Origin of the sequence: Streptomyces sp. NPDC059832, assembly GCF_042731715.1 — a bacterium.
Classification (GTDB): domain Bacteria; phylum Actinomycetota; class Actinomycetes; order Streptomycetales; family Streptomycetaceae; genus Streptomyces.
In genome coordinates this window covers 24,031-36,626 of record NZ_JBHWIY010000012.1, presented here as the reverse complement: position 1 = coordinate 36,626, position 12,596 = coordinate 24,031, and the positions used below count along the sequence as shown (strand labels likewise).

Genomic DNA, 12,596 nt, shown 5'->3' with positions numbered 1-12,596 from the left:
GACCGAACCGGCGTCGAATCCGGCCTATCGGCGGTGCTCTTGTCCCTGACGGCTCAACAGGGCCGTGGCGATGGTGATCTGGGTTGGCTCCAGGGCGGTCCTGCCGTCCTCGATGTCCCACAGCGCGTTCTGCAGGACGCGGCCCAGCGTCCAGCCGGTCGCCCGCTGCCGGTCCAGGCCGAGCACCTCGGTCAGCTGGTCGAAGCGGCGGAGCACTGTGCGGGCCACGTCACCGGTCGCCACGACCTCGGCCCAGCGGTTGTCCAACGCCGGCAACAGCTCGAAACCCGGGTCGCCGGCCAGCGGCTCGGGATCGATGGCCAGCCACGGTTCCCGCTGTCCGGCGAGAACGTTGTCGTAGTGCAGGTCCCAGTGCAGCAGGCGGTCGCCCGGTTCGCCGAGGAGTTCGGCCACCGCGGACGCGCAGGTGCGCACCAGTTGCCGTTCGGCGGGGTCGCGCAGCATCGGCACGGCACGCGGCACCTCGTCGAGCATGGCCGCGGCGATGTCGGCCAACTGCCGGAAGCCCGGCGGCGCGGGCACCGCGACCAGGCGGGCCATCAGCTCGGCGAGGATCTGCACGGCGGCCATGTCGTCCGTCACCGCCGACAGCGGCCTCGCCGCGTCCAGCCGTTCGAGCAACATCGTGCCGGTGTCCGGATCGTGGTCGAGCAGGTGCACCGTCCCGTTGCCGTCCCACACCCGCAGGCCCGGCGCGGCGCCGATGTTGTCCTCGGAGACCTGCTGGAGCTTCAGCACCGCGGGCATACCGTCCCCGCGGATCACCGGCAGCACCAGCGAGGCCATGCCGTGTGCTGCGGGGCCGTCCAGCCGCAGGGTCCAGCGGTCCAGGAAGTCCGCGGCCAGTCCGGGCAGCGCGGCGATCCAGGCACGGCCGGACGCGCCACCGTTCGTGCCGTAGGACGCGGCGAACGCGGCGGGGACGTCGATCGGGTGGGTGGCACTCATGTGTCTCTCCTTCGTCGGTTCCGGAATCGATCGGGTACGACGGAGGTCATGGTGGTGCCCGGCTTCCGGGCAGGCGTCAAAGCATGCTGCCACTCTATGCGCATGCCCGGACGCTGCCGAGACCGCGGCCGGTGAACGGTGCGGCTGCGGTGCGCGGTGCGTGTCGATGGCGGGGGAGGGGCCCGGCAGCGGCGAAGGTGATGGCATGAACAGTGCTGACCTTTTGACCGACGCGTTCAGCCGCGTCCGGGAGACGGTGCACTCGGCGGTCGAGGGCCTTTCACGCGCCGACCTCCATGCTCGTCTCGACGACGGTGCGAACTCGATCGGCTGGCTCGTCTGGCATCTCACCCGGATCCAGGACGACCATGTCTCGGACGCGGCCGGTGTCGAGCAGGTCTGGTTCTCCGAGGACTGGGCCTCCCGTTTCGATCTGCCCTTCGCGAAGGAGGCCACCGGGTACGGACACAGCAGCGCGGATGTCGCGGCCGTGCGGGTGGGCTCGGCCGAACTGCTGCTCGGCTACCACGACGCGGTCCACGAGCGGACCGTCGGGTTCGTGCGCGGGCTCGACGACGCGGCTCTGGACCGCATCGTCGACGAGGCGTGGTCGCCGCCGGTCAGCCTCGGAGTGCGTCTGATCAGCGTCATCTCGGACGATCTGCAGCACGCAGGTCAGGCGGCCTTCGTCCGGGGGGCGCTGGAACGCCGGTAGACCGGGGCCGCGGTCGGGACTTCCGGCGACCGTCAGCCGGCGGTCCCGTGTCCGAACTCCTTTGTGTGATCGATAGGTTGTCCCGACCGGCTCGGTCGGAGCCGTGGACCTCGATGACCGGAGGACACCCGTGGGAAGCGACGTACGTTCACGTATCTCGGCATATGCGCTCGCCGTCGCGGATCACCAGTTGCTGCTGACCCGGCTCTCGGACAGCTCACCGGTCTTCATGCCCGGACTGTGGCACCTGCCCGGCGGAGGCATCGATCCCGGTGAGCAGCCGCGGGAGACGCTGGCCCGTGAACTGTACGAGGAGACCGGCCTGGAGCTTCTCGACGCCCGGCTGGTGGACGCGCGGTCGTACACCGCGCACCGGCTCGGAGTGAACTGGCATCTCGTGGGGCTCTTCTACGTGGTCGACCTCAAACCGGGACAGCTCGCGGTCACCAAGGTCGATGACTCCACCTCCGACGTCAGCTGGATGCCCTTGTCGGGCTTGGAGGAGTCACGGCTGTCCCCGGCGGCGATCGACGGTCTCGCGATGATCGGCGCGCAGCCGGTGCGTCAGTAGGCCGCTCGCCCCGCCCGGTCCGGGAGAGGCCGCCTGCGCCCTGTGCCGGGCCTGACCGCGTACCGTCGCCGGAAATTCGGATGAGGCCCGGACCGGCACGGTGATGGGATGGCGCGATGCGAAGTGATGCGCCGGCCGTGGTGGACCGAGGGCGGTACCAGGACGCCGTGACGCCCTGGGAACGGCAGGACTGGCGGGAGGCCGTCTTCGGATGGGCGGAACGCGGGCTCGCCGCACATGGGCTGCGCGAAACCGGGCCACGGAAGGTGAGACTCCGGCCGTGGTCCGTGCTGGTGCGGATGTCCGTCGCGGGCGGCGACGTCGTGTGGTTCAAGGCCAACCCGCCCGCCAGCGCCTTCGAGGCGGGGCTGACCGAGGCATTGGCCCGCTGGGTGCCCGGGTACGTGCTGAAACCGCTCGCCGTCGACGCGGGCCGGGGCTGGTCCCTGCTTCCGGACGGCGGCACGCTCTTCCGTGACGCACTCGACTCGGCGGCCCTCACCGCGGTTGATCCGCGTGCCTGGGAGGAACCGCTGCGGCAGTACGCCGGAATGCAACGCGCCCTCGTTCCGTACACCGACGAGATCGAACGGCTCGGTGTCCCCGGCGCGCGCACGACCGTGCTCCCGGAGACCTTCGACCGGGTCGTCGAGGAGAACACCGCACTGGAGACCGCCGACCGCGAGGTCCTGCGCGAGTTGCGGCCCCGGCTCGCCGGGTGGTGCGAGGAGCTCGCGGCAGCGGGCATCGCCGATACGCTCGACCACTCCGACCTGCACGACGGCCAGCTCTTCGCGCCGGAGCCGGGCCGTTTCACGTTCTTCGACTGGGGCGACGCGGCCGTCGCCCACCCGTTCTGCAGCCTCCTCGTCCCCGCCCGTGCGGCCCGTGAACGGTTCGGGCCCGAGGTGCTGCCCCGACTGCGGGACGCCTACCTGGAGCAGTGGACGGGCGACGGCCGCACGCAGGCCGAGCTGAGGCGTGCGCTGAGTCTGGCCTGGCGACTCGGGGCGATCGGGCGGGCCTGCTCCTGGGGACGGCTCTTCCCCGGCGCGTCCAGCAGCGCGGGCGGGGCCGGCGACGCGGAGAGCGCGGGCTGGCTGCTGGAACTCGCCACCGAGCCACCGCTGTAGGGACGGTCGGACGGACGGGCGAGCGGTGTGCCGGTCCGGGGGACGGGCCACTACGCTGCTCCGATGCACCGCACGACGCCGCCTCGCCCGGTCGACATCACCGAGGAGTTCCCGGATCTCGCCCCGCTGGCACGCACGGCGGTGCGGCTGCACCCGCGCCCGGGGAGGCCGGCCGTCGAGGACAGCTCCGTCGGTGGGCCGTTGCGGTGGCCACGGGACGAACCGTGGCCCACCTGCCCGGAGCACGTGGGCCCGTGGCACCTCGGTTTCGCACCCGACGAGGTGCGGGCCGAACGCCGGGTCCTGACCGCGGCCTGGGCACGGGCGGAGGGCAACCGGTTGATTCTCACCCCGCAGGAGCGGGAAGTCGTGGACCGGGCCGGCTACAGCGGCCGGCGCATCCCGCAGAACGGGCCGGTTCCCCTGCTGGCAGTAGCCCAGCTGTATGCACGTGACCTCCAGGCCGCCGAGGGCGACGGCCCGTGGCCGGGCCCACGGGCGACGGATCTGCTCCAGGTGCTGTGGTGCCCCTTCGACCACGGAGACGACTGCCTTCCGCGGGTGCGTCTGGTGTGGCGGAGGGCCGCCGAAGTCGGTCCGCCGCTGACCACGCCGCCCGAGCCGTCGGTGATCGGCAACGGGAACTATCTGCCCGGCCCCTGCCTCCTGCACCCCGAACGGGTCACCGAGTACCCGGCACCGCACGAACTGGACGAGGCACTCGCCGAACGCGTCAGGGCCTGGGAGGAAGAGCACGACTACCTGTACCAGGGCGCCTTGTCCGTGGCGCCCGGATGGAAGCTCGGTGGCTGGGGAAACTGGAGCTTCTGCGATCCGTGGCCCATGGAGTGCCCGGACTGCGGTGGGGGCGTCCGCCCACTGCTGACCGTGGACAGCGGCGAATGGGACAACGAAATGCACTGGCGCCCCGTCGAGGACGAAGCCGCCGACGCGGCACCCGGAGTGGTGTACCCGCAGCCGCAGGAACCCACCCAGGTCACCATCGGCCGGGGCTGCACCATGCAGGTCTACTCCTGCGAGCGGTCCTTCGGGCACACCGCGCTCCAGGTGATGCAGTAGCGCGATGAGGCGCGGTGGCGTCGGTGCGTGCCGCGGGTGTGCGCACCGGGGCCGCCGTGGCCTCAGGCGTCGATCCGAAGGCCCTTCGCGACGGCCGGGGGCACCGGGTAGATCCGCTCGGGTGGAAGCAGCCGCTGGGCCTGCGCGGTCCGGCCGCTCTGTCTGAGCGCCGCGATCTTCTGGACCCGGGGCGTCATGTCGGTGAGGTCGACGACCCACTCCTCGGCGAAGCTGCGGATCAGACCGCGTCCCACCCCGACCTGGATGCTGTAGTGATTGAGCGCGGCTCCCCGCAATGAACGTTCGGGATCCCACTGGACGTGCACGGGGGCCTGGGCGACAGCCGACGGGTCGGCCGTCGTCAGTACGGCCTGCGAGAGGGCCTCCTCCCATCCGGCCCGGGTGATCCGTACCGCGAGAATCCGCTCCTGGCCCGACTTCTGCGCCCAGTTGCTGCGGTGCATGAGCCAGCGGAACGACGGCTTGATCCAGGTCATCCGGTTGAACGAGAACGGCGGTACGAACCGTTTCGCCCGCAGGGCCGGACCGGCGACCGCCGGCGAGTACGCCTGATAGACGACGATCGTCCGGACGTCGTAGTCGGCCCGTATCTGGTGCTGCGAAGTCATGCGCCACAGATTTTCAGTCGGCGGATTTCATGGCGATCGAATTTTCTCTCCGCCGGGGCTCCGCGCCGGGGCTCCGCGCCGGGGCTCCGCCGTCCGGAATCACCCCGTCCTCGCGTCCGTCTTCGGTGCGGAGCACCGTCGGGGAGCCGGTTTTTCGTGCGGCGCGACCACTCGGAGCCGGTCCGGCGCTGCCTAGTGTTCCCTCACTCGGCGGCGGCGTGCCGCTCCCTCGGAGGTGACCATGGCCAGCACCGCAGGCACGGAGACCGGCAACAGAACGGCCCGCAGAACCCGGGCGGCGGCCGCGGTGGTCACGGCGCTCGGCCTGGTCGGCACCGCGAGCGCATGCGGCGGCGACTCATCCGCAGGGGGTGCCGGCGGCTCGACGGTGGTGGTCGCCATCTCCGGTGATCCGGGCAGCCTCAGTCCCACCACGGCGCTGGTCAGCACTGCACTGGCGATGAACTCCTTCGCGTACGACACGCTTGTGCACATCGACGCCGACGGCTCGCTGGTGCCGGGAGTGGCCGAGAAGTGGTCCGCCACGGCCACCTCGGCGAAGTTCACCATCCGCCCCCAAGTCACCTGCGAGGACGGCTCGGCCCTCACCGCCGAGGACGTGGCCGCCGAGTACAACCACATCGCCGATCCGAAGAACCAGTCGCCGATGCTCGGCCTCTCCGTCCCCGTCACCGCTGTGGCCAAGGCCGACAAGGCGGCCCGGACGGTCACCGTCACCACGACGAAGCCCGCCCCGTTCATCGTGCAGATGGCCCGGCTGCTGCCGCTGCTGTGCAAGAAGAGCCTGGCGACGCCGACCGCACTGGCCAGGGCCACCGACGCGAGCGGCCCCTACCGGCTGACCGAGGCGGTCCCGGGCGACCACTACACGTACGTTAAGCGTGACGGGTACAGTTGGGGGCCCCGCGGATCCACCGGTGCCGGCCTTCCCGGCAAGGTGGTGGTCAAGGTGGTCGCCAACGAGTCGACCGCGGCCAACCTCCTGATGGCCGGTCAGATCAATGTCGCCCTCATCAACGGTGCCGACCAGGACCGGCTGGACGCGGCCAAGGTGAAGAAGCGGAGCCTGCAGGCGCTGTTCGGACAGCTCCTGTTCAACCAGGCCGCCGGCCGCCCGACCGCCGACCTCGCGGTACGCAAGGCGCTGGTCTCCGTGCTGGATCTCGAACAGCTGGGAAACGTCGCCACCGGCGGGAAGGGCAGGCCGGCGACCGGCATAGGCGAGATCGCCCCCACCCCCTGCTCCGGCGACACGGTGAAGGGCAACCTCCCCGCCCACGACACGGCGAAGGCAGCCGCCGCACTCACGGGGGCGGGCTGGGTGAAGAGCGGCGGCACCTGGACCAAGGACGGCAAACCGCTCACCGTCGGGCTCAGCTACGCGACCAATCAGGGGCCGCAGGTCGGCTCGGCGGTCGAACTGGCCGTCCAGCAGTGGACGTCCTTCGGCGTGAAGGCGAAGGCGGAACCCAAGGGCTCCGGCAGCATCGTCAGCACCCTCGCCGGCGGCGACTGGGACATCGCCTGGGCGCCCATCGGAGTCACGCTCCCCGACCAGCTGACCCAGTTCTACGACGGTCCGCCGCCGCCGAAGGGCAACAACTTCGGCTCCATCGCCAACCCCGAGTACCACCGGCTCACCGCCCAGGCCGCGGCCGAGCCCGGCGCCGCCGGCTGCGCCCTGTGGAACGCGGCCGACGCCGCCCTGGTCAAGAACGTCGACATCGTGCCGGTCGTCAGCAAGGCGAACCGGTACTACGGCAAGGGCGTCACCTTCGAGGTGGACGGCAGCGGCATCGTCCCGAGCACCCTGCGCCGGAGCGCCGACTGATGGCGACGATCACCCTGGACTCCCTGGGGGCGAGGGTTCGCAACCCGTGGATCGGATTCGCCCTGCGCCGCACCCGGCGGCTGCTGGTGTCGCTCGCGGCGCTGGTCACGGCCGCATTCGCGATGATCCACCTGATCCCCGGCGATCCGGTCCGGGCGGCTCTCGGCACCACCGCCGACCCGGCCCTGGTCGCTGCCCGCAGACAGTCGCTCGGCCTCGATCAATCGCTGCTGAAGCAGTACGGCGACTTCGTCGGGAACCTCCTCCAGGGCAGGCTCGGCGAGTCGATCGGCGCCCAGATGCCGGTGTCCGAGATCATCTCCAGCCGGCTCCCGGCCACCCTGCAGATCACCGTCCCCGCGTTCGTTCTGATCCTGCTGATCGCCGTTCCCGTCGGCATGACGGCCGCGGTACTGACCAAGGACGGCCGGAGGCGACGCGGTGAACTCGCCTTCACCGGGGTCACCGGGTTCCTGGGCGCGGTGCCCGAATTCCTGCTGGCGGTGGGCCTGATCGCGGCGTTCGCCGTGGCGTGGCCGCTCTTCCCGGTCGCCTCGCGGGGCGGCCCGGACTCCTACGTACTGCCGGTGCTCGCCCTGACCGTCGTACCGGCGGCGACGCTGTCACGCATCGTCCGGGTGGAGACCCTGCGGGTGCTCGGCGAGGACTACATGCGGACCGCACGGGCGAAGCGGCTCCCGGCCCGGCTGCGCTATCTGCGGCACGCGCTGCCCAATCTGCTGACCTCCTCGCTCACCCTGGGCGGCCTGCTGTTCAGCTCGCTGCTCGCCGGCACCGTCCTGGTCGAGAACGTCTTCGCCTGGCCCGGCCTCGGCACCACGATCGTCCAGGCGATCACCGAGAAGGACTATCCGCTGGTCCAGGGCGTCGTGCTGGTCTACGGGGCCGCCGCACTGCTGATCACCTTCGCCGTCGACGTGGCCGTGGCCGTCGCCGACCCCCAGTCCACCGTCCGCGGGAGTTGACGATGCCTCATCAGGACCATGACAGCTCGTTGCGGCACCGGCTCGGTCGCTCCCTTTGGACACCGATCGGCGTCACCGCGCTCACCGCCTGTCTGCTGGTCGCACTGGTCGCCGTATTCGGCCCCGTGCTGCTCGGCGACCGGGCCGCGCAGATCGATACGGATGCGATCAACCAGGGCAGCAGCGCCGCCCATCTGCTGGGCACGGACCAGCTCGGCCGGGACATCGCCGCCCGCGTCGTGGTGGCGACCCGGCTGACCCTGCGACTCACCCTGCTCGCCGCCGTGATCGGTGTCGGCGGCGGGCTGCTGCTCGGCGTCGCCCCGGCGGTCGTGGGCCGGCGCCTGGGCCGGCTGATCACCGCGACCGTCGGCGTGCTGGTGGCCTTTCCGGGACTGCTGTTCCTGCTCTTCCTCGCCACGATCTTCGGGGTGGGCAGCACCGGCGCGGTGTTCGCCGTGGGGCTGGCCATGGTCCCGCCCATGGCGCGGCTGGTACAGAACCTGACGGCCTCGATCGCGGGTTCCGACTACGTCGCGGCGGCCCGGATCCTCGGCGTCGGCCGGTTCAAGCTGGTGGTGCGTCATCTGCTGCCCAACATCGCCGAACCGTCGGTGCTGTTCGCCACCCAGGCGACAGGCGGCATCCTGGTCGCCTTCTCCGGCCTCTCGTTCCTCGGGCTCGGCGTACAGCCGCCGCAGTACGACTGGGGGCGGCTGCTCAACGAACAGCTGAACCGCATCTTCGTGAACCCGGCGGCGGCCCTGGCACCCGGCGCGGCCGTCGTCCTGACGGGGCTGATGTTCGGCCTGGTCGGCGAGGTGCTCGCGCAGGCCGGTGGCCGACGGGCGCCACAGGCACCGGAGCCGGCGCCGCAGCAGCGGCCGATGACACCGGACGAACCGGTCGCCGACGGCGACGCCGGGACCCTGGTCCGGGCGCGCGATCTGCGGGTGACGTTCCCGGGCGGGCGGCAGGCCGTACGCGGGATCTCGCTGGACATCGGCACGGGAGAGGCGGTCGGCCTGGTCGGCGAATCGGGCTCCGGCAAGAGCCTGAGCGCGCTGGCACTGGCGGATCTCGTCCCGTACCCGGGCAGGGTCTCGGCCGGCACCCTCCGCTTCGACGGGGACGATCCGCGGGCGGACCCACGGCTCGGCACCGAACTGGCCATGGTCTTCCAGGACCCGATGGCCTCGCTGAACCCGGCCCTGCGCGTGGGCCGCCAGCTCGCCGAGGTGGCCGAGGTGCACCTGGGAGCCGGCCGCGCACAGGCCGCGGCACGCGCCGTCGACCGGCTTGCCGCCGTCCGTATCCCCACGCCGGAACGCCGCGCCCGGCAGCGGCCGCACGAATACTCCGGCGGGATGCGGCAGCGGGCCGTCATCGCGATGGGACTGATGGGGAAGCCGAAACTGATCATCGCCGACGAGCCCACCACGGCGCTCGACGTGGCGGTCCAGCAGCAGGTGCTCGACCTGCTCGCCGAGGTGCGCGAGGACTCCGGCGCCGCGCTGCTGCTGATCTCCCATGACCTCGCCGTCGTCGCACAGGTCTGCGAACGCGTCCTGGTGATGTACGCGGGCCTGATCGTCGAGGATCTCCCGGTCGGCGAACTGCTCGAAGGCGCCGCCCACCCGTACACCCGGGCCCTGGTGGGGGCCGTGCCGACCATGGCCACGGACCCCGGAACGGAACTGGTGACCATCCCCGGCCGACCGCCGGAACCGGGGGAGACCGGCGAGGGATGCCCGTTCGCACCGCGCTGCGAACGCGCCCGGGAACGCTGCCACGAAGCCGCCCCCGCTCTTGCCGCCTTCGGGCCGGGCCGACAGGTCGCCTGCTGGTACCCGGTCGGGACGGCGGCCGGGCATGGGCCCGTCGTGGCCACGTCATACGCAGCGGAGGCGACGTCATGAGCTCACTCGAACTGCGCGGGATCACGGTGCGCTACGGCCGCTTCACCGCCGTGCACGACGTCGACCTGCTGGTGCCGGAGGGAACGGTGACCGGACTGGTGGGCGGGTCGGGGTCGGGAAAATCGACCCTCGGCAAGGCCGTGGTGGGACTGGCGCCGACGCAGTCGGGACGCGTACTGGTCGACGGGAGGGATGCCACGCGCCGGCGCGGGCGCAGCCCGGTGCAGCTGGTGTTCCAGAACCCGTACGCCTCGCTCGATCCGCGCATGACCGTCGGCGCGTCCGTGGCCGAAGCGCTGTCCGGCGGGACCGGACCGGGCGAGGCGACCGGGCGCAGGGCACCGGCCCGGGAACGCCGCGCCGCACGCGATGCCGAGGTGGCACGCTTCCTCGAACTGGTCGGCCTCGACCCCGCCCGTGCCGCGCTCACCCCGGACGCCCTCTCCGGCGGCCAGCGTCAACGGGTTGCCCTGGCCAGGGCCCTGGCCGCCCGGCCCGCCGTGCTGATCGCGGACGAGATCACCTCGGCCCTGGACGTGTCCGTCCAGGGCGCGGTCCTCAATCTGCTCCGCCGTCTCCAGCGCGAACTGGGCTTCGCGATGCTCTTCATCTCCCACAACCTCGCGGTCGTCCGCCACCTCTGCGACCAGGTCGCCGTGATGGACGGCGGACACCTCGTCGAATGCGGTCCCACCGACCGGGTGCTGGAGCACCCGGAGCACCCGACGACCCGCAACCTGATCTCCTGCGTACCCACCTTTGCCCTCGCCGAGGAGGCGTCATGACCCGACCACTGACGATCGACGACTTGTACCGGTTCGAGATCCCCGGCGATCCCGCACTGTCCCCCGACGGCGAACGCGTCGCCTACACCCTGACCACCCAGGACGCCGAGAACGACCGTGTGATCCGCTCGATCTGGGAGGTACGCGGCGGGGGCGGTCCGGCCCGGCGCCTCACCCACGGCCCGGCGGACACCGTGCCGCGCTGGTCCCCGGACGGGGCGCGGCTGGCCTTCCTGCGCGCGGGGCAGCTCCATCTGCTGTCCGCCGACGGGGGAGAGGCCGTGGCACTCACCACGCCCGCCCGGTGCCCGGCCGGTGCGGGCACACCGGTCTGGAGCCCGGACGGATCACGCATCGCCTTCGCGGCCTCCGAGACGTATCGCGCGGACAGCGCACCGGTGGTCATCGACGCCCTCGGCTGGAAGGCGGACGGGGCGGGCCTGATCGGGTCGCTGCGTACGCAGCTGTTCGTGGTGGAGGTGGACTCGGGCGAGGTCGCACAGCTCACGAAGGGCGACCGGCACGTCGGCCCGCCGAGCTGGTCGCCCGACGGCACCCAGCTCGCCTACCCGGCGCAGACCACCTCGGACGCGGCCGTGTTCGGCCCCTCGGCCGCCCATGTCGTGGGGGTCGGGGAGAACGCGTCCGAGCCCCGCCGGGTCGGACCCGTGGGCGGTCTCGTCGGCCCGGTGAGCTGGTACCCCGACGGATCCGCGCTGCTCGTCGTCGGCCGGACCACGTTCGGCGTCGGCCACTCGGAACTGCTGCGCCAGCCGCTGGACGGATCCGCTCCGGTGTCCCTCAGCGCCGCCCTGGACCGCAACGTCATGGGCGGCGGCCCCGGATACCCGGGCGCGCCGCCGCAGTTCCACGGCGACGACATCGTCTTCTGCGCACGCGACCGGGGCGCCACCCGCCTGTTCCGGCTGGACGCGGCCGGGATCAGCGCGTCCCCGCTGCCCGCCGGTACCGGAGTCAGCGGATGCTCGGTCGTCACCAAGACCGGCCGTGCGGCGGTCGTGGTCTCCGACGCGACGCGCTTCGCCGAGGTCGTGCTGCTCGACCTGGACTCCTGGACGTCCGGGGAACCGGGCCTGCCCTCGGCCGGGCCGCAGCCCGCGCGGCTCACCGACCACATGGCCCGGTCGCTGCCCGGGATCGCCCTCCACCCGGTCACCGAACGCGAGTTCACCATCGCGGACGGCACGGTCGTGCACGGCATGATCACCCGCGCCGCGGACACGCCCCCGGGCGGCCCGCTGCTGGTGGACGTGCACGGCGGCCCGCACAACGCCTGGGCCCCGCACTCCGATCCGGTCCACCTCTACCACCAGGAACTGGCTTCGCGGGGCTGGACGATCCTGACGCTGAACGTCCGCGCCAGCGACGGCTACGGCGAGGCGTTCTACACGGCCGCCGTGGGCGCCTGGGGCGAAACCGACGAACAGGACGTCCTGCAACCGGTCGCCGCCCTCGTCTCCGAAGGGCTCGTCGACCCGGAACGGATCGCGCTCACCGGCTACAGCTACGGCGGCTATCTGACCTGCTGGCTCTCCACCCGCAGCGACCTCTTCGCCGCCGTCGTGCCGGGCGGCGTCCTGGTCGACCTGAAGAGCATGGCCGGCACCTCCGAGGAAGGACACCTGATCGCCGACTACGAGATCGGCGACCCGGAACGGCTGACGGAACTCTCGCCGATCAGCCACGCCGACGCGGTACGCGCACCCACCCTGATCCTGCACGGCGGCGCGGACAGCACCTGCCCGGTGGGCCAGGCCGAGCAGTGGTTCCACGCGCTGCGCACCCGGGACGTGCCGGCCCGGCTGGTCGTGTACCCCGGCAGCTCCCATCTGTTCCTCCTGGACGGCCGGCCCTCGCACCGGGAGGACTACTCCCGCAGGCTGATCGAATGGGTCACCACGCACACCAACCGCTGAACGAAACAGAATCGGAGCAC

Annotated in this window: 11 protein-coding genes; 9 read left to right on the top strand and 2 right to left on the bottom strand. The window is 71.8% G+C overall.

Features of this window, described 5'->3' with window-relative positions; genetic code table 11:
* Positions 1-24: 24 nt before the first annotated feature.
* A complete protein-coding gene (locus ACFV8T_RS22130; RefSeq protein WP_385329964.1) occupies positions 25-969 on the bottom strand; it encodes an aminoglycoside phosphotransferase family protein in 945 nt (314 codons plus the stop codon).
* A gap of 205 nt (positions 970-1,174) precedes the next feature.
* Between ACFV8T_RS22130 and ACFV8T_RS22125 the strand changes: the two genes are divergently transcribed.
* From ACFV8T_RS22125 to ACFV8T_RS22110, 4 genes are all read left to right on the top strand, one after another.
* Positions 1,175-1,684, top strand: a complete 510-nt coding sequence (locus tag ACFV8T_RS22125) for a DUF664 domain-containing protein (RefSeq protein ID WP_266430513.1) — start codon at positions 1,175-1,177, stop codon at positions 1,682-1,684.
* 130 nt (positions 1,685-1,814) lie between these two features.
* Positions 1,815-2,255, top strand: a complete 441-nt coding sequence (locus tag ACFV8T_RS22120; protein WP_385329961.1) for an NUDIX domain-containing protein — start codon at positions 1,815-1,817, stop codon at positions 2,253-2,255.
* 116 nt (positions 2,256-2,371) lie between these two features.
* Positions 2,372-3,388, top strand: coding sequence for a phosphotransferase (locus tag ACFV8T_RS22115; protein WP_385329959.1), 1,017 nt, complete (start codon positions 2,372-2,374; stop codon positions 3,386-3,388).
* A 63-nt stretch (positions 3,389-3,451) separates the two neighbouring features.
* Complete coding sequence (locus tag ACFV8T_RS22110; protein WP_385329957.1) at positions 3,452-4,468, top strand: hypothetical protein; 1,017 nt, start codon at positions 3,452-3,454, stop codon at positions 4,466-4,468.
* 62 nt (positions 4,469-4,530) lie between these two features.
* Here ACFV8T_RS22110 and ACFV8T_RS22105 read toward each other — a convergent pair whose 3' ends face one another.
* Positions 4,531-5,097 carry a DUF4291 domain-containing protein gene (locus ACFV8T_RS22105; RefSeq protein ID WP_385329954.1) on the bottom strand — a complete coding sequence of 189 codons (567 nt, stop codon included), beginning with the start codon at positions 5,095-5,097 and terminating at the stop codon, positions 4,531-4,533.
* A gap of 241 nt (positions 5,098-5,338) precedes the next feature.
* On the opposite strand from ACFV8T_RS22105, the gene ACFV8T_RS22100 reads away from it, so the two are divergent.
* Genes ACFV8T_RS22100 through ACFV8T_RS22080 form a run of 5 tightly spaced genes read left to right on the top strand, consistent with a single transcriptional unit; the run spans position 5,339 to position 12,576 of the window.
* On the top strand, positions 5,339-6,949 hold the full coding sequence (locus tag ACFV8T_RS22100; protein ID WP_385329952.1) for an ABC transporter substrate-binding protein: 1,611 nt from the start codon (positions 5,339-5,341) through the stop codon (positions 6,947-6,949).
* On the top strand, positions 6,949-7,935 hold the full coding sequence (locus ACFV8T_RS22095) for an ABC transporter permease (RefSeq protein ID WP_385329949.1): 987 nt from the start codon (positions 6,949-6,951) through the stop codon (positions 7,933-7,935). The genes ACFV8T_RS22100 and ACFV8T_RS22095 overlap by 1 nt, the downstream gene beginning before the upstream one ends.
* Before the next feature lie 2 nt (positions 7,936-7,937).
* Complete coding sequence (locus tag ACFV8T_RS22090) at positions 7,938-9,854, top strand: dipeptide/oligopeptide/nickel ABC transporter permease/ATP-binding protein (RefSeq protein ID WP_385329947.1); 1,917 nt, start codon at positions 7,938-7,940, stop codon at positions 9,852-9,854.
* The gene (locus ACFV8T_RS22085) at positions 9,851-10,639 is read left to right on the top strand and encodes an ABC transporter ATP-binding protein (RefSeq protein ID WP_385329944.1); all 789 of its coding nucleotides are present in this window, start codon (positions 9,851-9,853) and stop codon (positions 10,637-10,639) included. Before ACFV8T_RS22090 ends, ACFV8T_RS22085 begins: the two co-directional genes overlap by 4 nt.
* Complete coding sequence (locus ACFV8T_RS22080) at positions 10,636-12,576, top strand: S9 family peptidase (protein WP_385329942.1); 1,941 nt, start codon at positions 10,636-10,638, stop codon at positions 12,574-12,576. Before ACFV8T_RS22085 ends, ACFV8T_RS22080 begins: the two co-directional genes overlap by 4 nt.
* Positions 12,577-12,596: the final 20 nt, after the last annotated feature.

Coding starts and splice junctions, on each gene's coding strand:
- ACFV8T_RS22130 (WP_385329964.1), bottom strand. CDS start 969: ATGAGTGCCACCCACCCGATCGACGTCCCCGCCGCGTTCGCCGCGTCC.
- ACFV8T_RS22125 (WP_266430513.1), top strand. CDS start 1,175: ATGAACAGTGCTGACCTTTTGACCGACGCGTTCAGCCGCGTCCGGGAG.
- ACFV8T_RS22115 (WP_385329959.1), top strand. CDS start 2,372: ATGCGAAGTGATGCGCCGGCCGTGGTGGACCGAGGGCGGTACCAGGAC.
- ACFV8T_RS22110 (WP_385329957.1), top strand. CDS start 3,452: ATGCACCGCACGACGCCGCCTCGCCCGGTCGACATCACCGAGGAGTTC.
- ACFV8T_RS22105 (WP_385329954.1), bottom strand. CDS start 5,097: ATGACTTCGCAGCACCAGATACGGGCCGACTACGACGTCCGGACGATC.
- ACFV8T_RS22100 (WP_385329952.1), top strand. CDS start 5,339: ATGGCCAGCACCGCAGGCACGGAGACCGGCAACAGAACGGCCCGCAGA.
- ACFV8T_RS22095 (WP_385329949.1), top strand. CDS start 6,949: ATGGCGACGATCACCCTGGACTCCCTGGGGGCGAGGGTTCGCAACCCG.
- ACFV8T_RS22090 (WP_385329947.1), top strand. CDS start 7,938: ATGCCTCATCAGGACCATGACAGCTCGTTGCGGCACCGGCTCGGTCGC.
- ACFV8T_RS22085 (WP_385329944.1), top strand. CDS start 9,851: ATGAGCTCACTCGAACTGCGCGGGATCACGGTGCGCTACGGCCGCTTC.
- ACFV8T_RS22080 (WP_385329942.1), top strand. CDS start 10,636: ATGACCCGACCACTGACGATCGACGACTTGTACCGGTTCGAGATCCCC.